We start from the raw sequence: 24,232 nt of genomic DNA, 5'->3' as shown, positions 1-24,232 counted from the left end.
GATCAACCCATGGAAAACCAGATAGAGGCACTCCCGCGCCAAAAAATTCAGCCAAGCTTTGCCGAGCGTTTTATAGAGCCGCTCCATAGGATGCGATCCGGCGTCGACCACCTATTGGAGGACTTTCCCACACGATGGTCCGCATTTCAGTTTCCGGCCACACCTGCGATTGAAATGACTGAGACCGACAAACTCTATACCATCACTGCTGAACTTCCGGGGGTGCCAAGCGAGGACGTCGAACTGCAAGTCGATCGTGACATGTTGGTGCTCAAGGGCGAGAAAAAGGAAGAGCGCCGCGAGGAAGACTGTGACTATGTGATTAGTGAGCGCGCCTACGGTTCTTTCGAGCGACGCATTGCTCTGCCGGCAGACGCTTTGACCGACGAAATCGTTGCCGATGCGGTTGATGGCATGTTGCGGATATCCATCCCGCGCAGCACTGATGCAAAATCGGATAAACGGAAAATCGAGATACGTTCAGGGACGAGCGATTGAGTTGGATTGCCTGACGTCCCGACAATTCACGACCCCCCCCACAGGCAGTCCGCCCTAAGTGGAACGGTTCTAGCCAGTCCCTTTGGGCACACGTCCCGGTGCAGTCGGGCACCGGGACCCAACTTTAAGCAGTATCAACTTCCATAAATGCGGGCGCGGGAATTGCGGTAGTGTTTGGTCAGCAGACCAGCCTTGTTTTGCAATTTTATTCTGTGACGCAAAAGAGGAATCAACTATGAGTACTACTGGCCTCGAAGTCTTCGACAAGACCCTGCAATCCACTCATATCTGGCTCGACGAAATTATGGAGGAGATCGGTCCGGACCGGGGGCTCGCTTGGAAAGTGCTCTCGGTCGTTTTGCAGACATTGCGCGACCGTCTCCCGGTTGAATTGGCGGCTCACTTCGGCGCTCAGCTACCCTTGTTGGTTCGCGGCACCTATTACGCTGGGTTCGACCCCTCCAAGATGCCGGCAAATTGGCATACGGCCGATGAGTTCCGCCAGCATATCGAAGACGGGCTCTCGGATGCGCGTGCTATCAGCGCGACAGCGGCCATTGAGGCAATCGTCGGGGTCCTCGACCGACATCTGTCTAGCGGGCAGGTCGAAAAGGTTTACCGCGCATTGCCAAAGCCCATCCGCGAAATTTGGCCGAGTTTTGTGCCATGGGACGGCTGATCGATCTGAGCGATTGGACCACATTCAATTACCGAGGCCGAGATAATGCTCGATCACCATTGGGCTATGCAACATTTCTTGTGGCGATCCCTCGAAGATCGGCGTTCCTTCGTCGATTACGCAGGCGCGATCGATCAGTTCCATCATCACGGCGACGTTCTGATCTGTCACCAACACCGCAATGCCCCGTCTCTTCATGGCAAGGATCAAATGCTTGATGCTTTCTATGGTGAGCGGATCGATTCCTGCGAAGGGCTCGTCGAGCATCATGATGACGGGTTCCAGAGCAAGTGACCGCGCGATCTCGCAGCGTCTCCGTTCTCCTCCCGATAAAGCGGTGGCGCGCGTGTCTCGCAAATGCGCGATCCCGAGATCAGCGAGTAACCGGTCGAGGCGTGTGCCCCGCATCAGAGAATTGGGTTCTACAATCTCGATCATCGCCATAATATTTTGAGCCACTGTCAAACCTCTGAAAATGGACGGCTGCTGAGGCAGGTATCCCATTCCGAGAAGTGCCCGGCGGTAAAAAGGCAGCGGTGTAACGTCCTGTCCTTGGAGAATGACCCGACCCCGGTCAGCCATTATTAAGCCGAGTATGCATTGAAGAGAAATCGTCTTCCCCGCACCGTCGGGACCGAACAATCCGAGAATTTCGCCTTCGCAAACTGATAAGGACAAGCCGTTTAAGACGGAGCGCTTGCCCAGAACCTTGAAAATGTCGACGACCTGCAGAAGTTTAGGCTTAGCCAGTTCGTTTGCGCTTGTGTTGTCCATGCAAGGGGTCTCGATGACAGGATCTGCAATGCGCTGTTTCACTTGGCGATCCATTCCCTTGGGACCCGATGGGTTGGCATGCTCAGCCAGCTCTCGACGATTGGGGAGATAGCGAGCCTGTCCCATCATCACGAGCCGCAGTCGCTTAGGCATCCGGAATGTCCCTTAACCCTCTCCGTAGAGATCAAGTCGCAGTGAGTAAGTTTTGGGCGCGGACCTAGGGCATTTACGGATGGTCGTACGCCTCATGGCTGAGCAGCCTGCGCATTCCAAACGAGGTGGCAGACGATGAAAGACGTGCCTGCATTGCTGACCAGACATAATGTTAGTGCAACTGCGGCACGGCGCTTTTCGAATGGAGAGGTCAAGAAGGACCGGAACCGGAACGTCGAAGCGCTGGAAGGTTCGAAATTGATGATCCTGTCGGCCTCTATAGAGGATCGGACCTGGGCGATGCCGCGCGATAACGGTGATCAGACCATCGATGTGCTCGCGCTAGATCAGGATACCAGTAAAATTCTTGTCACGGCCATGCTGGTCACGAAAGCCGAGTTCAACTCCGCCGAGTTTGCCGTCTGCACCCGTACGGATGCCAAGAAGAAGGGTGTCGGCTGGTCCTGGCTGGGCCATGCAACATCTTACGCGCAGGCAATGGGGTTGGGCAGGATATTTTCTGTCCAGAGTTTCTGCCAGGCCGACGCGTTGTATCTTGAGCGTAAAATGGGTCCTTCGATCAAGATGGGTCCGGGCGATGCATGTGAGCTGCTTGTCGAAAAAATCTGCCATCCCGCTTGAGGCCCCACCCATTGAGGGGGGCTGGCATGCAGTCGATGCGATAGACGCGCTTGCAAAGCTTGGCTCAGCGCATAGCGGACTCAGTCACGCCGAAGCGGAACAGCGCCTTGCGACCGGCGGACCAAACGTACTTCCCCATCCGAACCGAGTAGGGCCCTTGGCCATCTTCCTGCGACAGTTTGCCAGCCCATTGATCTATCTCCTTGTCTTCGCGGGCGTCCTCTCACTTGCTATCGGAGACCGGTGGGACGCGCTTTTCATTTTCGGGGTCCTGCTCTCGAATGCGCTGGTCGGAAGCTATCAGGAGTTTAAGGCCGACGCGGGGGCGCGGGCCTTGCGCGATCTGGTCCCACAGGTCGCCCGGGTCAGGCGAGATGGAATGATACAGGAAATCCCTGCCGTCGAGGTCGTGGCCGGAGATATCGTCGAGCTGGAAAGCGGGATGAAGGTGACTGCTGACCTGCGCCTGGTGGACACTCACGGCCTCCATATCGACGAAAGCTCCCTTACTGGTGAATCCATGCCTGTCTTGAAGGACGCGGCTCTCGTCCTCGACGCTGAGACAGTTGCTGGCGATCGGCGGAACATTGCCCACGCCGGTACGATCGTCGTTGAGGGGCGTGGATCGGGTGTCGTCGCCGCCACAGGAGGAGCAACCTTGCTCGCCGGAATCGGATCGATGCTCTCCGACAGCGCTCGCAGCGCAGTCGAGACCCCTTTGGTCAGGCGGATGGCGAGACTTGCACGTCGCATTGCCCTGGCGACCGTGTCTCTGATCCTAGTGCTTGCGCTGTTGCTTGCGTTGCAGGGAGAAGGGTGGCGCGACATCGTGCTGCTTGCGATCGCGCTTGCCGTTGCCGCGATTCCCGAAGGGCTACCAATCGCGGTCACAGTTGCCTTGTCCGCCGCCGCGAGTCGCATGGCCGATCGCAATGTCATCGTACGCGCGCTTCCAGCGGTCGAAGGTCTCGGCTCTTGCACACTAATCGCAACCGACAAGACCGGGACCCTGACCCTCAACCGGCTGACGGTCAATCGGGTTATGCTGCCCGACGGAACGGCTGTAAATCGCGATCAATGGCTGGACGGGTCGCGCCGGAAAATTCTTGCCGAAATTGGCTCTGCTGCGGCCATCTGCAATGAAGCGCATCTAACCGACACGGGCAGCCCGGTCGGCGATGCCGTCGATATTGCCCTTCTCGATCTTGCGCACGAAACGGGCAATGACCCGGAGGAATTGCTCGGTATCGAACGCCTTGCCATCGTGCCCTATGAACCGGTCGCCAAATTTGCGGCCGTCGAAGCTGATTTGCCCGACGGCAGTCGTCTCGTAGTGAAGGGAGCACCCGAGACGGTTCTCGCGATGTGCTCCGACCTTCCAGATGATGCTTTGGAACTTGCCGAGCAGATTGCGCGCGATGGATACCGCGTGCTGGTGCTGGCGGATGCACGATCTTCGTGCAGTTCTGGCCCCATCTCCAGCCGCCTGCACGGGCTTCGGCTGCTCGGCTTTGTGGGCTTGTCCGACCCTTTACGATTTGGCGTGGTTGAGGCGATCGCGAAGTGCCGCGAGGCGGGGATATCCGTTCGGATGATAACCGGAGACCATCCTACCACAGCGTTGGCGATTGCGCGGCAGCTGGGCCTCGAAGAGCGCGACGAACACGTCATCACGGGGTCCGATCTTGCCCGTCTTCAGGAGGGAAGCCAGTCTTTCATCGAGGCGGTCGGGAAGGCAGAAATCTTTGCCCGGATCGAACCGGCGCAGAAGCTCGCCATCGTTACTGCTTTGCAGCGCAGCGGGCATATCGTGGCGGTCACCGGTGATGGTGTGAACGATGGACCGGCCTTGCACGCAGCAGACATTGGCGTTGCGATGGGAAAGGGCGGAACGGACGTGGCCCGGGCGGCTTCAGACTTGGTCATCGCCGACGACAATTTTGCGACTATCCTTGCGGGGATTGAAGAGGGACGGGTGACCTTCCTCAATATTCGCAAGATCGTGATCTTCATGTTGGCAACTGGCTTAGCCGAAATTCTTATGTTCATCGCAGCGCTTTCCGCCGGCCTACCGATGCCACTCACTCCGGTCCAGCTCCTCTGGCTCAACCTTGTTACCAATGGCTTGCAGGATGTGACGCTGGGCTTCGGCAAGGGCGAGGGCGACGAACTGCGACAGGTGCCCAGGAGCAAGCTGTCCGCACTGATCGATCGAGATGCTCTTGTTCTGATGTTGCCCGGAACATTGGTCATGACTTTGGTAGCGGTCTGGATGATGGCGGAACATCTCGCGGCGGGTGAAAGCGTGGACGAAGCCCGAAATGCGGTCCTGTTTCTGGTCGTCATTTTCCAGAACGCCTTTCTCCTGAGCGTGCGAAACCTGCATCTGCCATTCTGGCGATGGCATCCGCCCGAGAACGGCTGGCTGTTCGCAGGGTTAAGTATGGCCCTGCTTCTGCACCTTGCCGCACAGCAATTGCCGCTGACGCAGCATTTACTTGGCGTCAGCCCAATCGGGATCGACGTGGCAATGCAGAGTTTAGCTGCCGCTCTGGCCGTGCTTTTGGCAACCGAGGCTGCGAAATGGTGGCTCGGGCGCAGAGCGCCTGCGCCGGCCAACGGAACATTACTTATGGAGTGACCCGTGAGCGATGCCGACAATGCGCCGATGTCCATTCCTTTGGGAGAACTGCGATGCGCCAAAATTCTCGAAAAGCTGCACTGGCAGTCCTTGCGGCCAGCTTGCTGGTGACGACCGCCTGTGTTTCTAGCAGCACACCTTACCAGCCTGTTTCATCCGCCAATCGAATTGCCGGCGGTTATAGTGACGAGCAGCTCAGCGAGAACCGTTTCCGTGTTTCCTTTGTGGGCAATTCGCTGACCTCACGCGAGCAAGTGGAAAGCTACCTCTTGTTTCGCGCCGCTGAATTGACGCTTGAGCAGGGGCATACATGGTTCGTCATCGAGGACCGGCTGGTGGAACATGATGTCGAGAGAACAGCGCGACGCGACCCACTCTACGATCCCTGGTTTCATAGCTACTATGGCTATTGGCGACCCTACTGGCGCTATCACGACCGGCGCGGCTGGCGCCCCTGGTATCCTTACTACGGTCATTCCTTCTGGACCGACCACGTCGACATCCGCGAGGTCGAACGGTTTGAGGCCATTGCCGAAATCCGGCTAGGCGACGGACCCCTTCCAAATGGAAATCTGCGGGCTTTCGATGCGCGCGAGGTGATCGAGCGGATTGGGCCGCGTGTGGTCTACCCCGGTGACCGCTAGTCCCTGGTCGCAATCTTCGTGCCGTCCTCTATATTGCCCGATGGGTTTAGCACGACCTGCTGATTAGGTTCGAGTCCCTCGAGCACCTCGCCGAAATCCTCGTTCAGTTGACCAATCGAGATGGCGCGCAGGTGCGCCCTGCCACCTTCCTCGACGAACACCTGCCAGCTCCCGTCGTTGCCGCGAAATAGTGCTCCGACCGGTACCCGCAAGACATCGGGGCTTTGCCAAAGGATGACGGTGGCGTCGACCTGATAACCATGGCCGAGCCGCGCAATTTGCTCCGCAGCCTCCGGCGCGAAGTCGATGATGACATTGACACGCTGCTCCTCGATCCCCAGCGCGGAAATCTTCAGCTGGCCGAAAGGTTCGATGCGGCGTACCCGGCCGGGCAGGGCGCCTTCGCCACCCCAGCGGGTGATCTTGACGGCATACCCTGGTGCTATCTGTGCTGCCTCGCGAGACAGAAGATCGGCGACAACTTCGATACGCGCCGGATCACCGATCTCGACGAGTGCCGCTCCCTGTCCCACTACGCCTTCACTCTCGACAAGCCTTCTCAGAACGACGCCGCTTTCCGGCGAGCGGACAGCGATCGCACCACCCGATGGCGTGCCGGAGGCAGCGGGTTCGGTCAGCAGGCTACGCAGACGACGCGTTTCGGCGCGATTGCGGGCGACTTCGCTGCGAGCCGAGGAGGCGGCAGCCCGTCGCGCATCGAGATCAGCTCTGGACAGAAAACCGCGTTCCGCCAGCGCTTCAGCGCGTCCCAGATCGGCTTCCGCGAGCTTCAGTGCCGCAGAAGCGCTGGCCTCGCCCGCCTTTGACGCCACGATAGCGTTGCCAATCTCCACTCGGCTGCGTTGGTCGAGCGGCTGCGAGGGAATGCCAGCCATGCGGGCGATGACTGTCCGGCCGGCGATGACCTGATCTCCTGGTTCGAGCTCAATGCGGGTCAGATAGCCCGTCACCGGGGCAGTCACTGTGTAAAGTTCGTGCACGCGCGTAACCCCGTCATCGGTTAGGCCGACTTCCATGGATCCCTTACTTACGGTTCCGAGATCGACCGCCTCCGCTTCCGGCCAGAAGCTATAAGCGAGACCGCCCATAAGCAGCATCGCTATTACAATGGCCCAACGCCAGCTCTTGATCCGCTCCCACATCAGTCGCGCGCCTTCAATACGCGGACCATATCGAGCCGCGCCACTCGCCGGGCGACGATGAGCGCGGTCGCGCTCGCGGCGGCAAGGATCACTAGAGAGGCGAGACCGTAGCTTGACCGGTTTGGTGCAAAAGGCAGCCGGAAGAGATCCGAGCTGAACATCGTCACCATCAACTGCGCGAGCCAGTAACCGGTGAGGCATCCTACCGGCACGGCGATTACGACTAGCAGCGCCAGTTCTCCCAGCAGGACAAGGCCGACCTCGCTGCGATGATAGCCCAGCACGCGCATGGTCGCGAGTTCGTGGGCACGCTCTGAAAACAGGATTCGCGCGCCGTTGTAGACCACGCCTACGGCGATAGCCGCAGCAAAGGAGATGTAAAAGCCCATCATCGACATGATGTTCTCCTCGATGATTTCCTCAAACAGGCGCATGGCCGCATCGCGCTCGGTCAAACCGAGGACCTGCGGCATATTACCCAGTTCGACGATCAACTCGTCTCGATAAAGCGGGTCGATCAGCAAGTTGGCGCTACCCACGGGGGTTCCGTCGCGGGTTAGCTGCGTCAACGCTTCCGGCCGGGCGTAGGCTCGTGTGCCGATCAACTCGTCGATGATGCTGGCGACGGTCAAAGTCGTTTCGGTCTGCCTGCCGCCCAGCAGCGTGACTTGCGTTCGGTTGCCGGGGGAAAGGTCCAACTTGGCGGCAAGCGACCGGCTTAGCATCAGCCCGGATGCGGGAACGGCTACCTCGAAACCGTTCGCATCGACGCGTGCGGTCAGCCGATCAAATTCTCCGGCAGACTCGATCGCAACGCGTTCGGATCGGGGCCCATTACGAAGCAACACTGGAACCGCGCGAGTAGCTTCGACTCTCATGACGCCTGGTAATGAAGCCAGCTCCGTCAGAATTTTCTCGTTTTGCGGCTCGATGAAAGCCACGGATAGGTCCTGTCGCTGGGCACGGAAGAAATAATTGTCCAACATGGCGCGAGAGCCGTCGATAAACTGGATCGTGGCGAAGAGCAGGCCGAGCGAAAGCGCGACCCCGGAAACCGTCACTGCTGAACGTCCCGGCCAGCGCGCGATGTGCCGGACGATCATGTTACCGACCGAGGACAGCTTGGCCCAAGCGCCCAAGCGTTCGAAAAGGCCGGCTCGGTAAACCGGCGGGGGTGGAGGCGACATCGCGACGGCCGGAGTAAGCGAGACTGCCGCCCGAACGCCGCCGATCGCTCCGATGGCTGCCGAACCGAGCGCTAGAGTCGCCCCTGTGGCGAAGACATCGGCCGATACCTGGTAGAACAGGAACGGGAAACGGTAGTACTCAGCATACTGCTCAGTCATTGACAGACCCATCCACCAGCCCACCGCCGCTCCCATCGTTATCCCCAAGAGAGCGACGGCAATAGCGAATTTGAGATAGTGCCAGCCAATAGCGCCGTTGCCGTAGCCGAACGCTTTCATCAGCCCGATTTCCTCTCGCTCGGTGCGGATTGTGCGTCCGAGCACGACATAGACGAGGAATGTAGATACCAGCAGGAAGATCGGCGGGATGATCTTGGTCATCGCCTGAAGCTGGTCGAGTTCACTTGTGAGGAAGGCATTGGAGACATGGTCCTGCCGGCCGACCGCGCCGGTACCGCCATATTGCGCCAAAACAGTATCAATATGGCGGATGACCTCCGGTTCGCGCGCGCCGTGCTGAAGTCTTAGCGACAGCGAGTTGATGGCCCCCGTGTGGCCCGAAGCTGCCTCAAGTGCTTTCTCGCCCATCCAGAATATCCCGAAGCGGCTGGCATCGGGGACCAGTTCGCCCGGCGCAATCGACCAGATGTAATCCGGCGCGAGCCCTATGCCGACAACCTCCAGACGGCTTCTGCTACCGTAGATGACCGCGTCTATTCGCGCTCCGAGGTCAATGCCGTTGGCGTCGGCAAAGGCTTTGTCGATTACCACCTCGGCGGCATTGTCGACCACCGGCCCGCGTCCGCGCAGCAGGACCAGATTGTTGAGTCTGGTTTCGCCGCTGGGGCCCACCGAATTGATGATCGCACGTATTGGCTCGATCCGTCCGGGCAATTCGAGTGTGGCGAACTGCTCGATCCGGCCTTCGGCCACCGCGACGCCTTTGATTGCCTCAACCCGCCCTGCGACGCTGAGCGGTGCCCTGGTCATGCTGACGAAGACATCACCATATTGGTAGCGGTCATAGTAGGCGTCGCGGGTCTGCGTGAGCGAATGATGGACGCCCATCGCCATGACGAAAGTCGCCATGGCTGCCCCGATCACCAACCCGATAGCGAAGGCCTGTCCGCGCAGCCGCCAAAGGTCTCGTAAAAGCTTGGTATTCAGCGCGTTCACCAGACCATATCCGTGGCGGATATGCGTGTCTCGTTGGTTTGAATCGATGCGATCCGGCCGTCGAGGAAGTTGAACACCCGGTCGGCCATGGCGGCAATGCCTGCGTTGTGGGTGATGAGGATCAACGTTGTCCCGAGTTCGCGGTTCGCCGCGGCCAGTGTTTCAAGCACCCTTACTCCGGTCGCGCTGTCGAGAGCACCTGTAGGTTCGTCGCACAGCAGTACGCCGGGACGTTTCGCGATCGCCCTTGCTACCGCGACGCGCTGTTGCTCGCCGCCGGACAGCTGGGCGGGAAAATGGTGACGACGAGGGGCAAGGCCGACAAGATCAAGAGCTTCCGCCGCTGACATGGGATCATCCGAAATATCAGTGACCAGACGCACGTTCTCTTCCGCCGTAAGACTTGGGATGAGGTTGTAGAACTGGAAGATGAAGCCGATATTCTTGCGGCGGAAGCGGGTCAGATCAGCATCGTCGAGCGAGGTCAGGTCCGTGTCCCTGTACCATAGGCGGCCCGACGTGGGACGATCGAGCCCGCCGACGATATTGAGCAAAGTCGATTTGCCGCTACCGGAGGGTCCGAGGAGGACCAAAATCTCCCCTGAAAACATTTTGAGATTAACCCCGCGCAAAGCATGAACCTCGGTTTCGCCGGTGAGGTACGTTTTGCGCAAAGCCTCTCCGATAAAGGCAATGTTGCGTTCAGGCGCTGGATTGGTCTCGACCGCAAGTGGCATGGGCCGATCCTAGGGCGGAACAAGCCGCCTGTGCGCTACGCAACATTCCTTATTTCCGCGAGCAGTGTCCCAGTCGGTCAGAGGGTGGGCGAAACCCCCAGAAGGAAGGCGAGGCCAACTGCGTAGAGCAGCAGCACGGCGAGGGAATCCTCACCCATTCGAAAAATTGTGCGATCACGGCGCTCAACCAAGCCGAGCACGAACACCCCCGACATCAGCAGCGCGAGCAGTGCTGCCATCGCCTCGAATGCGCCCGCCCGTTCTAGAATTGGGGCGCCGGAGGACACCAGATCGATGACGAGTATTAGTGCAAAGTTGAAAAGGTTGGACCCGAATACCTCGCCGATTGCGAGCTCGTAGCGCTTGTTTCGGATAGCCCCGATTATGGCTGAGAATTCCGGCAGCGAAGTCGCTGCCGATACGAAGAGGAAGCCCATTAAGCTCCCGCCTATCCCGGTTCGTCCCGCAATCTGCGTCGCGGTGGCGGCGAGGATCGCCCCGGCAGCGAGGATGATCAGGGCCAAGATCGCGAGCCAGAGCGACAGGCGACGCCATCCGATGTCACTGTGCTTTGCGGCCTCTGCGAACGCGCGTTCCGGCTGGTCGACCACCTGCCACATTGGACGGCGCTCGGCCCGGTCCGCAATGCGGATAGAAGTGAGTGCAGCCAAGAATATGATTATCGGCCAGACGTAGGGGGCGGCCAGAGGCGCGCGACCGTCAGCAGTAATGGCGGCGATAATAAGCGCCAGTACCATCATCCCCGAGACGCCCTGGATCAGGGTCACGGGCCGTGCGACAACCGATGTCAGCGGGCGTGGGCCAAGAAGCATGTCTGCCATTGCGAGAAGCAGAACATTGAAAGCCGCGCTCCCCAAGACATCGTTCATAGCCAGCAGCGGTGCACCGATTGCCGCAGCAGTAGTCGCGGTGGCGAGCTCGGGTAAAGAAGTGATTCCGCCAAGGACGAGCATTCCCGCGAACCCCTGACCAAGGCCGGTCTTGTCGCTGAGTGAGACGACATAACGCGGCAGTCGTGTCCCAGCCCACCACACCGCGCCAGCGGCAAGGCAGAAAAGGAGAATGAGGACGGGAAGCGGCAGGGTACTCACCGCCGGCTATCCGTCCGACCAGCGCGGAGCAGGGGCGGCGCGCGGCCCGGAGATCCAGTCGAGTGCATGATAATTCAGGCTCGCGGAGCCTGTCGCTGTTATCCATCCGTAAGTGTCCTAAGTGACGCGTTTACGGAGGGTTCCGTATAGGCTGTCTGCCAGCCTGATCTCATCTTCGACCTAACGGCGGGAGAATCGCTCCCGCCTTCAATTTTGCATGGAGGTCGTTGTGATCGGTAGTCAGTTTAGAAATTTTGTAGAGACTGGGCCACGCACTGCCCCGATTACATTCCACTCGCACGCATCGCCGCAAGAGAGCCTCCGAGCGGAAATCAATGCGCCCCGTCTTATCGCCTGCATCGATGACGGCGATATGGCGCGCTCGATATCGTCGCAAGCCTTGGCGATTGCCTGCAGTCTCGGCCTTGAGGTGACCTTTGCGCGGGTGATTGATGCACCTGGTCAGTTCGCATCTCCGGCCGACCCGATCGAATGGCAGCTGCGCCGACGGGTGCAACAAGACAACCTGCGTCGCTTTGCGGGTTGCAAGGAGGCGCAAGTCGTTGCCAACAGCGTTCTGTTGGCGGGCGCGCCCGCGCAGGAACTTTCCGATTGGGCGCTGGAGCACGGCGGGACCATGCTTGCGACAGGTCGACGCCGAAGTGAAGGCAAGAAGGGGCTCGGGTCCACCACTCTGTCGCTTCTCGAACGCGGGGAACACTCGCTGCTGGTAATTCCACCTGGTTTTGAGCGGGAGGCTGGTTACCGCAGGATCATGGTCCCGGTTGACGGATCGGATCGCGGCGATTCTGTCCTGCCGGTCGCCCGCCGGATCGCGCGGACTCACGGGGCTGAACTGGTCCTTGTTCATGTCGTGCCGCAAGTGGAACTTAGCGAAAAGGGGCAGGGGGCGCAGCTCCGACACCTGAGCAGCGAACTCGATAAGCACAGGGAGCGGTGCGGCATCAAGCACTTGGAAACGCTGCGCCGCCGTAGCCAAGAGGACGGGGTAGACGTTCGTACAATAATTCGCGGCCCCGGTGATGCGCGCTCGATCCTGCGCGAGGTGTTGGCCACCGAGCAGATCGATTTGGTGGTGATGGCTTCGCATGGCGTCACGGGATTGAGCGATGTCGCCTGCGGCAGCGTCGCCGAGTACCTCGCAGGCCATTCCCCGGTTCCGCTAATGATCGTCAGACCAAATCTGCGCTGCAGCTTTGGTCCAGAAGCAGCCGATTGCCGTAATCAGTCTGTATTCCGCTTCGAGGGGTGACGGCCTCGTTCGATCTTGAGACGCCGCTAAAGCAAGCGGCGCACGATCTGGCAATTCAACACAGGCTTGATGGCTCCGCGCCGGATCCTATCTCGCTGCTGCAGGAAGTTTCCCGGTCAAAGCTTTGGCTTAAGGAAGTGCGGCAGGCTTCGGTCGATCCCCCGCCGAGTGCCGGGAAGGCTGCCGAGTGGCTGCTCGACAACGACTACCAGGTCTTTCGCGCTCTGCAGCGCGTCGAGGAGGATATGCCCCGGAATTTCTATCGGCAACTTCCGGCGCTAAGCTCGGACCAGCGCAGGGTTCCACGCATCTATGCCTTGGCGATCCAGTACCTGCGTGCCAGTCACATGCAGGTCTCATCCGCTAGTCTGGCGATATTTGTCGAGGCCTATCAGGACCACTTGCCGCTGAAGATTGCGGAGATTTGGGCGCTACCCACCATGCTGCGCGTGGCCTGCATTGAGCAGCTCATGACCTCCCTTATTTCGCTTTTGCCTGGCGTATCCGACCTACCTTTTCAACCGGAGGACGCGTGTCAAGACACGCTTTCCCTTGACGCGACCGAGAGGACTGCACGGTCTATCTCGAACCTCGCCGGCATCGCTGCCATCCCGTGGGAGGATTTCTTCGATCGGGTCAGCCTCGTTGAAGCAATTTTGGGCCGCGATCCGACGCACCACTACACCCAAATGGATTTCGAAACGCGCGATCGTTACCGCGACGCTGTGGAGAAATTGGCGCGAACCAGCGACTGTGACGAGATCGAAATTGCCGAAGCAGCCATTCAACATGCGCGGCTCAGCCATGACAAGAGTGCGGAAAACCATGTCGGGTATTGGCTAATTGATCAGGGGCGCGCCGCTCTGGAGCGCGATCTCGGAGCTGCGCTTCACATGAAGCTGCGCATGCGCCGTCTGGTGAGAAGGCATCCCGGAAAATTATACACGGCAGCCATTCTCGCGAGCGGTCTTGCGACTTTGGTTTTGCCCGCGCTGTACCTCGCGTGGGTCGGCGCGTCCCTGGGTGGTTGGATCGGCGCCATGATGGTGAGCACGGTACCGGCTTCCGTGCTAGCGATGACTGCTGTTCACTGGACAGTCACGCGCGTCGTCCCCCCGGCTGTACTGCCTAAGATCGATTGCCGGGAGGGATTGCCGCGAGACGCAGCATGTATCGTCGTGGTTCCGGTCCTAGTCGGAGCAGTCGCGGAAATCACCGACCTCGCGCGACAGCTCGAAACACACTGGCTAGCCAATGCCGACCCGGGTTTGCAAGTGGCCCTGCTGGCCGATCCGGCGGACGCGCCAAGCGAGTCCATACCGCTGGATGATGCGATCGAGGAAGAGCTCGCCAAGGCTATTGGGGACCTTAACCGACTGCACGGCGATCGATTGTCGAAGGGCCCATTCCACCTGTTTCTGCGCCAGCGCCGGTTCAATCCCTCGCAAGGCTGCTGGATGGCCTGGGAACGCAAGCGCGGAAAGCTCGAGCAATTTAACCAGCTTCTCGTCGAAGGAGACTGGAGCGGTTTTTCGCGGCACATCGGAAATCGTGAGGCGCTTGGCGATATCCGCTATGTTGTCACTGTGGATGCAGATACTATGCTGCCACCGGGCGCTGTCGCACGGCTTGTCGGGACAATCAGTCACCCGCTCAATCGTGCGCGTTTTGATCCCAAAAATGGAAAGGTCGAGCGCGGATATGCCCTGATCCAGCCGCGAGTGGAGATTTCACCGCAGGCGGGCAACCGCAGCCTTTTTACACGATTGTTCACCGGCGACACGGCCATTGACATATACAGCCGCGCCGTTTCTGACGTCTATCAAGACCTGTTCGGCGAAGGCATCTTCGTGGGCAAGGGGATCTACGATGTGCGGGCCTTTCATGCCGCCGTAGACGGTCGCGTGCCGGAAAACCGCATCCTGAGTCATGACCTGTTTGAGGGTGCGCATGGCCGCGCTGCTCTGGCGACAGACATCGTGCTCTACGAAGGCTTCCCGACCAGCTACCCCGAATACGCCCGCCGCCTGCACCGATGGATTCGCGGCGACTGGCAACTTCTCGCCTGGCTTTGGCCGCGTGTCCCTGGCCCGGGTAGAGTACGGCTAGCCAGCCGGATCAGCGGGATCGACCGGTGGAAAATGCTCGACAACCTTCGCCGCAGTCTCGTCGCCCCAGGGCTCGTGTTGATGGCGATTGCCGGATGGTTTGTGCTCCCTGGGAATCCTTTATTCTGGACCGCTCTGGTCATCTTGGCCCCCGGTTGGCAGCTTGTGACCGATATTGTGAGCGGAATGGCGCGCGGACGGCGGCTAGGTGCCACCTTCGGCTTGCGTGCGCGACTGGCGGACCAGGCAGGGCGCTGGCTGCAACTGATTGTCTATCTCATGAACGAGGCGGTGCTTTCTCTGCACGCGATCATGATCACCTTGTGGCGCACGTTTGTCAGTGGCCGCAATATGCTAGAATGGACTGCAGCCGCGCATGTCGCCTCGCGCATGGCGCAACAAAGTGCACGCAGGCTCGTATGGCGCGAAATGTGGATCGGATCGATACTGGCGATTGCCATCGGTTTGACGTTAAGCGTCCTGCGACCCACAGCCTTGCCAGTTGCACTTCCGTTGCTGGCAGTCTGGCTAGCGGCGCCTGAAATCGCGCTGATCAGCGGTAGGCCGCGCCAGACGCAGGCAAGACCGCTGGATGAAACCGACACTGAATTCCTCCGGCTGCTCGCTCGTCGCACCTGGTATTTCTTCGAACGGTTTGCCGGGCCCGAAGACAACTGGCTGCCGCCGGACAATTATCAAGGCCCCCCCCATGAAGAGATCGGGCATCGAACGTCCCCTACCAACATCGGTATGCTTCTGGTCTCGACCGCTGCGGCATGGGATCTTGGTTTCTTGGGGCGGGCCGAGCTGCTCGCGCGGGGACGCAACGTCCTTGACGCCTTGGAACAGTTGGAGCGTTATCGTGGGCATTTCTACAACTGGTACGAGACGCGCCACCTGCGTCCGCTCGAGCCCCGCTATGTCTCGACCGTTGATAGCGGCAATTTGGCGGTCAGCCTGATCGCTTATGCCGAGACTTTGCGCGAGGCTGCCTCGGGTGCGGGGGTGGAAGCGCAGCGCTGGCAGGGTCTGGATGATGTCCTTGCGCTGCTTGACCAGGCCGCCGCAGACATCTCAGATACGGCCGATCTACGCACTTTGGTTGCTGCGATCCGCACGCGCGCGAAACTCGTGGCCGCGACAGGTGGAGAGGTCGAGCGTACGACCTGCATTCATCGCATGCGAGACCGCGAAATCTTGGAACTCGCTGAATGTGCCGATGCAATTGTCGATGCAGTCGGCGAGGAAGCGACCGAGCGGATGCGTGATATGCTCGTTTGGCTGGATAGGCTGCGTCACCATGTCGATGAGATGCATCGGGATCTCGATCTGCAAGCTGCTCAAGCCGACGAAATTAGCAGATTGGCCGAGGAAGTGGGTGCACTGGCATGGTCGATGGACTTCACCTGGCTTTACGATCTCGACCAGCGGCTATTCTACATCGGCCACAATGTCACCGCTAGCCGCGTTGACACGCACCACTACGACTTGCTCGCCTCGGAGGCGCGTCTGGCGAGCTACTTCGCCATCGCAAAGCGCGACGTCCCAGTCGAGCACTGGTTCCACCTCCAGCGCCCCGTGACGCGCGCTCACGGCGGTCTCTCGCTGGTCTCATGGAATGGGTCGATGTTCGAATATCTTATGCCCCGCCTCCTCTTGCGTGGCGAACCGGAAACTCTGCTCGGAGAGAGTGAGCGCGTTTCGGTGGCTATCCAGCAGCGACATGCCCAATCGCAGGATCTTCCCTGGGGCGTATCAGAATCTGCCTATGCCGAACGCGATCCGGAGCACCGTTATCGTTATCAGGCATTCGGAACTCCGGGGCTCGGGCTCAGGCGCGGGCTCGCGCGCGATCATGTTGTATCGCCCTATGCCTCGGCTCTGGCACTGGCTGTCGCTCCGGCAGAGGCCACTGCGAACCTGAGGAGACTCTCAGATCTGGGAGCACAAGGCCGCTACGGAATGTGGGAGGCGCTGGACTTCACGCCCGAACGCGCGCCCGCTTCCCAGCGCTTCATGCCGGTGATAGCCTATATGGCGCATCACCAGGGTATGATCCTGTGCGCGATAACCAATGCGCTTATGGACGACCGCATGGTCAACCGGTTTCTGCGCAATCCGCAGATGAAGCTCGTGTCATTGCTGCTCAGCGAGCGTATTCCTACCGAGATTTCGTCCGAGATCGAACGCCTCGAGACGATTGCCGAAGGTGCAGCCGCGGTTGATGTCTCTACGATAGAACCGTGGACGCCGGCGACGATGCCGTTTCCGCAGACGCAGGTCCTCGGCAACGGTCGAATGTCAAGCTGGATTGGCGAAAGCGGCGCGGGCGCTCTTCGCTGGCAGGGCCAAGGCCTAACGCGATTCGTCCCCGATGCAACGCGCGAGGCGGACGGTATGTGGCTCTACCTCGCCGATCTCGACAGCGAGACCTTGTGGTCTGCGACGCGCCAGCCAACCGGTGCCATTCCCGACGAATATCAGGTCCAGTTCCAGCCTCATTGCGCCGAGTTCCACCGCCGTGATCATGGCATCGATCTGCGGCTAGAGGTCTGCGTCGGGAGTGGTGAGGATATCGAGATCCGCCGGCTAAGTCTGGTCAATGAAACCGGACGTGTGCGCCGGTTGCGCCTCACGAGCTATGCCGAAGTGGTTCTCGCAAGGCCGCTGGAGGATGAGCGGCACCCGGCCTTCAGCAAGCTTTTCGTCACAGGACAGTTCGTGCCGCAGATGGGCGCGCTTCTGTTTAACCGAAAACCGAGAAGCTCAAGCGAAACTCCTGCCGCAATGGCTCAGTTCATGATCGACGAAAACGGCCCGATCGAGAGCGTGCGTTACGAGACGGACCGTCGTGCCTTCATCGGGCGCGGCCACACGCAGGAAGCTCCGCTTGGCGCATCGCGAAGTTTGTCAGGTGCAAGTGGGTTCACGCTTGATCCGGTCTCGGCGCTTCAGAGGGATATCGTATTGAAACCCGGCGAGATGAAGGTCATGTGCTTTGTCACCGCTGCAGCCGCCAGTACCTCCAAGGCGCTGGAAGTGGCAGAGCGCCACGCAACCTTGTCGGCCATGGAGTGGATATTCGGGGACGCTGCAGTGGAGGCAAGTCGCACCATCGCCCGCTGCAGGCTTAAAGGGCCCGATCTTCCGCTGGTGCAAATTCTCGGGTCCCTCATGATCCAGCCACATGGCATTCTACGGGCCGAACCTGGTCGGATAAGGGAAAATCGACTCGGACAGCCCAGCCTTTGGGGTCTTGCCTTGTCTGGCGACCTTCCGATCCTCCTCTTGCGCGTTAACCACGGCGATGAAGCATTGCTTCCGCTTCTTGCAAGCGCGCACGAACTCTGGCGGCGAACGGGTCTGGCGGTGGACCTCGTAATCCTGCAAAATACCGGTTCTGCCTATGTGGAACCCCTTCGTAGCGAACTGATTGACCTCCTGAGGGACATCGGAGCGACCGAGATGATGGGTCGCAACGGGGGCATCCACTTGCTATTCGCGGATCAAAGCGGTGCCGACCAAGTGCGCATGCTGGAGGCGATCGCTTGGGCAATACTGGATGATAACGGCGGATCGCTCGAGCAACAGCTCGCCCTCACTCGGCGCGCTAAGCTCATGCCGCCACCGATTCTGCCTACCCTGCCACAAAACGGCGCTGCGAGCCCCGAGCCATCAGGGGGCGCTGAACCCGCGGGGCCCAATGAATTCGGCGATTTTTCAGGAGACGGCCGAGAATATGTCATTCGGCTCGGACCGGGCCAAAGCACACCTGCGCCATGGTCGAATGTGCTGGCCAACGATGATTTTGGTACGCTTGTAACCGAAGCCGGGGGCGGCTTCACCTGGTCAGTAAACAGCGGCGAGAACCGTCTTACACCTTGGACCAATGATCCGGTCTGCGATCCTCCCTCAGAAGCGCTTTATTTGCGCGATGAGGAAACCGTGGCGATCTGGACGGTTACGCCGGGACCTTCTGGACAGAATAGCGCCTGCGATGTCACGCATGGCCTGGGATATTCCGAATGGCGCAAAAACTCGCATGGCCTTCTGCAATCCCAACGGGTGTTCGTCGCGCCCGACGCGCCGGTTAAGCTGATTCGCCTGCGCCTAGAGAACACGACCGACCGCAACCGCAGGCTGACTGCAACTTATTATGCCGAATGGTTATTGGGTTCTCTGCCATCGGTGTCCCGGCGACATGTACGTTGCCGTTTCGACGAGAGCGCTCAGGTGCTACTGGCGTCGAACCCGTGGAACGCCGATTTCGCTGAGCGCAGCGCTTTCCTGTCTGCCACCATTGGAGCACACGGCTTTACAACGGATCGGGAAGAGTTCCTTGGGCGCGAGGGTCGTTATGCCGAGCCGGAAGGCCTGCGACGATGGGGCTTTTCCGACACGCAAGTCGCCGGACCGGATGCGTGCGGTGCCTATCAGGTGCATATCGATTTGGCACCGGGTGAAAGCAAGGAATTGACCTTTTTACTCGGGCAGGGTGAGAGTGAAGCAGAGGCTGTTGCTTTGGCCAAGAAGTGGAGAGATCCTGCCGCCATAGCGAATGCGGAAATCGGCCAGGCCAGAAAATGGAATGAACTACTGGGCGCGGTCCACGTCGAAACTCCCGACCCTGTTTTCGACACGATGGTCAATCACTGGCTGATATACCAGTCGGTTTCTTCCCGAATTATGGCTCGGGCGGGGTTCTATCAGGCGAGCGGCGCGATCGGTTTCCGCGACCAGTTGCAGGACGTGCTCGCGCTGTTGCCAAGCGATCCTGCAAGGACCCGAGCCCACATACTGACATGTGCTGCTCACCAGTTTGAGGAGGGCGACGTGCTTCACTGGTGGCACCCTCCTGCCGATCGTGGCGTTCGTACGCGCTTTTCCGACGATTTGCTATGGTTGCCCTATGCCACAGGGACCTATGTCCGCGCGACCGGAGACGTGACGATCTTGCAGGAGAGCGTGCCGTTCCTTACCGCGCCGCCACTCAGCCCGCAGGAGCACGACCGCTACGCGCAATTTTCGGTCTCCGAAACGAGTGCGTCTTTGATCGAACATTGTGAGCGTGCTCTCGAACGAGTGACGCTTGGCGCCCATGGCCTTCCTTTGATGGGTACTGGCGACTGGAACGACGGAATGGACCGCGTAGGAGATAGTGGTCGCGGCGAGAGCGTCTGGCTGGCCTGGTTCGCCTCTGTGGCCGCGAGCATGCTGTCCGATCTCGAAGCACGATTGGGCCGCGTGCATCAATCTGAACACTGGGCCGGATTGGCTGGTGAATGGCGGTGCAACGGCGAGGACGCGGGGTGGGACGGTCGCTGGTACCGGCGGGCCTATGATGACGAGGGGCATCCCCTTGGTTCTGCTCGCAACGAAGAATGCCGGATCGATTCCATTACGCAGAGTTGGGCGGTGTTCGCCGGCGCAGATCGGAAGCGCTCCGCAACGGCAACCGAATCCGCGCGCAGCGAACTGATCGACCGTGAGGCAGGTCTCGCACGCCTGCTTTGGCCTCCATTCCAGCGAAGCGCCATCGATCCCGGTTACATCGCCGCCTATCCGCCGGGTCTGCGCGAGAATGGCGGTCAGTATTCCCATGCGGCCGCCTGGCTCGGCCTCGCGCTCGCGGAGAGCGGTGACCCCGAGGCAGCGCTCGATATATTTCACATGATTTGTCCGGGGAAGCGAACTGCCAGCAGCGAAGGTGCTGAGCACTACAGGATCGAACCCTATGTGGTCGCTGGCGATATCGCCTCGGCACCACCGCATCGCGGAAAAGGCGGATGGAGTTGGTACACAGGCGCGGCTGCGTGGACATGGCGACTTGGCGTCGAAGGGTTGCTCGGCCTTACTCTCGAGGATGGCAAGTTGCGCATTGCGCCATCGATACCCGAGGATTGGCCAGGATATCGTGCAGTTATACGTCGGGGTGATGCGAGGATTGCCGTTGAGGTTCTGCGGGCCAGCGAGGGACGTGATCTCACCATTACAGTCGATGGCGAGGATTTCGGCAAGGGTGCCATCGCCTTCCCTGCGGACGGCATGACGCGACACGTAAGTGTTTGCTGCCTGCCGTCGCAGCGCGAGCCAGTTGGAGAAACACAATGACACACGATCTGGTCCTGAAATTCGAAAATGTCACCAGGGCGGATGTCGGCCTCGTCGGTGGCAAGAATGCCTCGTTGGGCGAGTTGATCGGCGAGCTCGTTCCGCAGGGCATTGGGGTTCCTCCTGGTTTTGCGACCACCGCACATGCCTTTCGATTGTTCCTCGACCACAATCATCTGAACGATGTAATCCCTCATCTTGTATCCCAATATGAGACGGGCGAGTCCGATCTCGCGCGGACCGGCACCGCGATCAGGGACGCCATCGCAAGCGGAACGTGGCCGGCAGACCTGCGCGAGGCGATTTGTGATGCCTATGGCCAGATGGCAGCGGATGCTGACGAAATTGCGCCCGCAGTCGCGGTTCGTTCGAGCGCCACAGCGGAAGACCTGCCCGAGGCCAGCTTCGCAGGGCAGCAGGAGACATACCTCAACATATCCGGCGAGGAAGCCCTGCTAGATGCATGCCGACGCTGTTTCGCATCGCTCTACACAGACCGGGCTATCATCTACCGCGCGGCACAGGGCTTCGCTCAAGGCGTGGTTGCGCTGTCGGTGGGGGTGCAACGTATGGTGCGCGCCGATCAGGCGTGCTCAGGAGTGATCTTCACTATCGATACTGAGACCGGCTTTCCCGACGTGGTGATGATCGATGGGGCGTGGGGGCTAGGCGAAAATGTGGTGCAGGGCGCGGTCAATCCCGATTCGTGGCAGGTCTTCAAGCCGTTGCTCGGCGAGCCAGAACTCAGCCCGATCATTGCGCGCAGGCGCGGAGCGAAGGCTGTCAAAATGGTCTATTCCGAAGGGGATGGCGCTTCGACAGTCAACGTCGAAACCACTACAGAGGAACGCGGTGCGTTCGTTTTATCCGACATGGACGTCCTCCAGTTAGCCCGCTGGGCGGTGCTGATCGAAGATCACTTCAACTGTCCGATGGATATCGAATGGGGGAAGGACGGTCCCGAAGGCGACCTCTTCATTCTTCAGGCCCGCCCTGAAACCGTCCAGTCGCGCGTCACGCCCGGCACACTCAGGACCTACTCGCTCTCACGTACAGGCGAGGAACTGGTGACCGGGCTGGCGATCGGCGCCGTCGCAGCTCAGGGTCCGGTGTGTCTTATCAAGAGCGCGGCCGACATTGCCAGCTTTGTTGATGGCTCGGTGCTGGTCACGTCGACCACCGATCCCGACTGGGTGCCGGTCATGAAGCGAGCGGCTGCCATTGTAACGGATCATGGTGGCCGCACATCGCACGCAGCCATCGTCAGCCGCGAATTTGGTCTCCCTGCCATCGTGGGAACTGGCAATGCAACGACCACGCTGCAATCGGGGCAATCGGTCACGGTCAGTTGTATCGGCGGAGAGAAGGGCATCGTCTACTCGGGACGGGCCGATGTGGTGAGCGAGGAGATAGACCTTACCGCCGTGCCAAAAACGGATACGAGGATTATGCTGAACCTGGCCGATCCGGGGGCTGCGGCGCGCTGGTGGCAATTGCCCAGCGACGGGGTTGGGCTGACGCGTATGGAGTTCGTGATTGCCAATACGATCAAGATCCATCCGATGGCGCTGGTAAAGTTCGATGACCTTAGGGATGCGGAAGCAAAGATTCAGATCGAGCAAATGACCGCGCATTATCCCGACCGGCGCAACTTTTTCGTCGATGAACTGGCACAGGGCCTCGCCCGGATCGCAGCTGTTCAGTTCCCACGGCCCGTGATCGTGCGGATGAGCGACTTCAAGACCAATGAATATGCTGGCCTTATCGGCGGGAGGGAATTCGAGTCGCACGAGGAAAACCCCATGCTCGGCTTTCGTGGCGCTGCGCGCTACACTTCTCCGCAATACCGTGCTGGTTTCGCTTTGGAATGTCGCGCCATCAGGTGCCTTCGAGAAGTTCTGGGTTTTACCAACGTCGCTGTCATGATCCCGTTTTGTCGCACTTTGGCCGAGGCTGATCGGGTTCTCGCGGAGATGCAAGAGGAGGGGCTGACAAGGGGTAAAGACGGTCTCGAAGTTTATGTGATGTGCGAGATTCCCTCCAACGTTGTGCTGGCGGGCGAGTTCGCTCAGCGCTTCGACGGGTTCTCTATAGGCAGCAACGACCTGACCCAACTGACGCTCGGCATCGATCGTGATTCCGAACTGCTCGCCGACCAGTTCGATGCGCGTGATCCCGCCGTCGAATGGATGATCCGCCATGTAATCAGAGAGGCCCACACCCACGGGACCAAGATAGGCTTGTGCGGTCAGGCGCCGAGTGACGATCCCGAGTTCGCGCGCTTTCTGGTCGATTGCGGGATCGACTCGATCTCGGTGACACCCGACAGCTTCGTGGCCGTGAAGGAGCATGTCGCGGCTGCAGAGAATGCGCGGCAGTGGCGCTTTTCCCACAAGGAGGCACGGTGATGTTCGATATCGGCACGTTGACCATGAATCCAACACTTGATGTCGCGTGCGAGGTCGAGGAGGTCTTCCCCATGCGTAAGATGCGTGCACGAGGCGAGCATTATGACCCGGGCGGGGGCGGCATCAACGTGGCTCGGGTTTTTGTGCGGCTAGGCGGGAACGCCCGTTGCTACTACCTCTCCGGCGGTGCCACCGGAGCTGCACTCGATGGATTGCTCGACCTCCACCAACTTGTGCGATCAACCATCCGTATCGGCGGTCAAACGCGTGTCAGTACGGTCGTCCATGAGCGCTGCTCGGGACAGGAATACCGCTTCGTCCCGCAAGGCCCGGAAGTCGCTGAATCCGAGTGGACCGAATGCCTTTCGCGACTGGGTGATGCACGTCACGACTACATCGTTTCAAGCGGTTCGTTGCCGCGTGGTGTGCCAGTCGACTTTTATGCGCAGGCAGCCGCCATCGCGTCTCAACGGGAGCAGCGCTTCGTGCTAGATACTTCGGGGGAGGCGCTCGAGGCAGGAATAGCCGGAGGACATGTCTTCCTTGCCAAACCCAGCCTTAGTGAGTTCCGCGCAATAATCGGGGCTGACCTGCCCGATGAGACATCAATCGCGGAAGCGGCGATGGAGTTCGTCGAGCGCGGGAAAGTCGAATTCCTGGCGGTGACGATGGCCGAAAAGGGTGCCCTGCTGGCTCGCCGGGGAGGTTCGTTGCGTCTGCCTGCTATCGCAGTTGAGGCGCGCAGCGCAGTCGGAGCGGGCGACAGTTTCCTTGCTGCCATGGTCTTTGCGCTGGCAGCCGGCAAGGCAGTCGACGAGGCTTTTCGTTTCGGACTCGCCGCTGGCGCTGCAGCCGTCCTGACGCCGGGTACCGACCTGTGTCGTCCCGATGATGTCGAGCGTATCTACGAGCGATCAAGCGATTGA

14 protein-coding genes are annotated in these 24,232 nt (G+C 59.9%); 9 read left to right on the top strand and 5 right to left on the bottom strand.

Annotated elements, in window-relative coordinates; genetic code table 11:
• The first annotated feature begins 9 nt into the window (after positions 1 to 9).
• A complete protein-coding gene (locus GRI36_RS10290) occupies positions 10 to 498 on the top strand; it encodes an Hsp20/alpha crystallin family protein (RefSeq protein ID WP_160598381.1) in 489 nt (162 codons plus the stop codon).
• 235 nt (positions 499 to 733) lie between these two features.
• Positions 734 to 1,177 carry a DUF2267 domain-containing protein gene (locus GRI36_RS10285; protein ID WP_160598380.1) on the top strand — a complete coding sequence of 148 codons (444 nt, stop codon included), beginning with the start codon at positions 734 to 736 and terminating at the stop codon, positions 1,175 to 1,177.
• Positions 1,178 to 1,201: 24 nt separating this feature from the next.
• On the opposite strand, the gene lptB is transcribed toward GRI36_RS10285, so the two are convergent.
• The gene (gene lptB / locus GRI36_RS10280; protein ID WP_235902444.1) at positions 1,202 to 2,080 is read right to left on the bottom strand and encodes an LPS export ABC transporter ATP-binding protein; all 879 of its coding nucleotides are present in this window, start codon (positions 2,078 to 2,080) and stop codon (positions 1,202 to 1,204) included.
• A 159-nt stretch (positions 2,081 to 2,239) separates the two neighbouring features.
• Between lptB and GRI36_RS10275 the strand changes: the two genes are divergently transcribed.
• The 3 genes from GRI36_RS10275 to GRI36_RS10265 are packed head-to-tail and all read left to right on the top strand — an operon-like array spanning position 2,240 to position 6,031.
• On the top strand, positions 2,240 to 2,746 hold the full coding sequence (locus GRI36_RS10275) for a hypothetical protein (RefSeq protein ID WP_160598379.1): 507 nt from the start codon (positions 2,240 to 2,242) through the stop codon (positions 2,744 to 2,746).
• Positions 2,718 to 5,387 carry a cation-translocating P-type ATPase gene (locus GRI36_RS10270; protein WP_160598378.1) on the top strand — a complete coding sequence of 890 codons (2,670 nt, stop codon included), beginning with the start codon at positions 2,718 to 2,720 and terminating at the stop codon, positions 5,385 to 5,387. Before GRI36_RS10275 ends, GRI36_RS10270 begins: the two co-directional genes overlap by 29 nt.
• Positions 5,388 to 5,440: 53 nt before the next feature.
• Positions 5,441 to 6,031, top strand: coding sequence for a CC0125/CC1285 family lipoprotein (locus GRI36_RS10265; RefSeq protein WP_160598377.1), 591 nt, complete (start codon positions 5,441 to 5,443; stop codon positions 6,029 to 6,031).
• On the opposite strand, the gene GRI36_RS10260 is transcribed toward GRI36_RS10265, so the two are convergent.
• The 4 genes from GRI36_RS10260 to GRI36_RS10245 all read right to left on the bottom strand — a co-directional run bounded on the left by GRI36_RS10260 (position 6,028) and on the right by GRI36_RS10245 (position 11,406).
• Complete coding sequence (locus GRI36_RS10260) at positions 6,028 to 7,194, bottom strand: efflux RND transporter periplasmic adaptor subunit (RefSeq protein ID WP_160598376.1); 1,167 nt, start codon at positions 7,192 to 7,194, stop codon at positions 6,028 to 6,030. The two genes, GRI36_RS10265 and GRI36_RS10260, sit on opposite strands and share 4 nt — an antisense overlap.
• Positions 7,194 to 9,557, bottom strand: coding sequence for an ABC transporter permease (locus GRI36_RS10255; protein ID WP_160598375.1), 2,364 nt, complete (start codon positions 9,555 to 9,557; stop codon positions 7,194 to 7,196). Before GRI36_RS10255 ends, GRI36_RS10260 begins: the two co-directional genes overlap by 1 nt.
• Entirely contained in the window at positions 9,554 to 10,294 is a 741-nt protein-coding gene (locus GRI36_RS10250; RefSeq protein ID WP_160598374.1) for an ABC transporter ATP-binding protein, read from the bottom strand. Before GRI36_RS10250 ends, GRI36_RS10255 begins: the two co-directional genes overlap by 4 nt.
• Before the next feature lie 77 nt (positions 10,295 to 10,371).
• Positions 10,372 to 11,406 (bottom strand): sodium:calcium antiporter, encoded by a 1,035-nt coding sequence (locus GRI36_RS10245; RefSeq protein WP_160598373.1) that lies wholly within the window; start codon positions 11,404 to 11,406, stop codon positions 10,372 to 10,374.
• A gap of 229 nt (positions 11,407 to 11,635) precedes the next feature.
• On the opposite strand from GRI36_RS10245, the gene GRI36_RS10240 reads away from it, so the two are divergent.
• From GRI36_RS10240 to GRI36_RS10225, 4 genes are read left to right on the top strand one after another with little or no spacing between them, the layout of a single operon-like run.
• A complete protein-coding gene (locus GRI36_RS10240) occupies positions 11,636 to 12,679 on the top strand; it encodes a universal stress protein (RefSeq protein ID WP_160598372.1) in 1,044 nt (347 codons plus the stop codon).
• Positions 12,676 to 20,898, top strand: a complete 8,223-nt coding sequence (locus tag GRI36_RS14035) for a GH36-type glycosyl hydrolase domain-containing protein (RefSeq protein WP_160598371.1) — start codon at positions 12,676 to 12,678, stop codon at positions 20,896 to 20,898. Before GRI36_RS10240 ends, GRI36_RS14035 begins: the two co-directional genes overlap by 4 nt.
• On the top strand, positions 20,895 to 23,306 hold the full coding sequence (ppsA, locus tag GRI36_RS10230; RefSeq protein ID WP_160598370.1) for a phosphoenolpyruvate synthase: 2,412 nt from the start codon (positions 20,895 to 20,897) through the stop codon (positions 23,304 to 23,306). The genes GRI36_RS14035 and ppsA overlap by 4 nt, the downstream gene beginning before the upstream one ends.
• Entirely contained in the window at positions 23,306 to 24,232 is a 927-nt protein-coding gene (locus GRI36_RS10225; RefSeq protein WP_160598369.1) for a 1-phosphofructokinase family hexose kinase, read from the top strand. Before ppsA ends, GRI36_RS10225 begins: the two co-directional genes overlap by 1 nt.

It is taken from the genome of Pontixanthobacter gangjinensis (genome assembly GCF_009827545.1).
GTDB lineage: Bacteria > Pseudomonadota > Alphaproteobacteria > Sphingomonadales > Sphingomonadaceae > Pontixanthobacter > Pontixanthobacter gangjinensis.
The sequence above is the reverse complement of the archived record's forward strand: the minus strand, read 5'-3'. Positions and strand labels throughout refer to the sequence as shown.

Excerpts from the sequence above, each read along its gene's own strand:
- GRI36_RS10265 (WP_160598377.1), top strand. The coding sequence starts at position 5,441 with ATGCGCCAAAATTCTCGAAAAGCTGCACTGGCAGTCCTTGCGGCCAGC.
- GRI36_RS10225 (WP_160598369.1), top strand. The coding sequence starts at position 23,306 with ATGTTCGATATCGGCACGTTGACCATGAATCCAACACTTGATGTCGCG.
- GRI36_RS10285 (WP_160598380.1), top strand. The coding sequence starts at position 734 with ATGAGTACTACTGGCCTCGAAGTCTTCGACAAGACCCTGCAATCCACT.
- GRI36_RS10290 (WP_160598381.1), top strand. The coding sequence starts at position 10 with ATGGAAAACCAGATAGAGGCACTCCCGCGCCAAAAAATTCAGCCAAGC.
- GRI36_RS10275 (WP_160598379.1), top strand. The coding sequence starts at position 2,240 with ATGAAAGACGTGCCTGCATTGCTGACCAGACATAATGTTAGTGCAACT.
- GRI36_RS10260 (WP_160598376.1), bottom strand. The coding sequence starts at position 7,194 with ATGTGGGAGCGGATCAAGAGCTGGCGTTGGGCCATTGTAATAGCGATG.
- GRI36_RS10250 (WP_160598374.1), bottom strand. The coding sequence starts at position 10,294 with ATGCCACTTGCGGTCGAGACCAATCCAGCGCCTGAACGCAACATTGCC.
- ppsA (WP_160598370.1), top strand. The coding sequence starts at position 20,895 with ATGACACACGATCTGGTCCTGAAATTCGAAAATGTCACCAGGGCGGAT.
- lptB (WP_235902444.1), bottom strand. The coding sequence starts at position 2,080 with ATGATGGGACAGGCTCGCTATCTCCCCAATCGTCGAGAGCTGGCTGAG.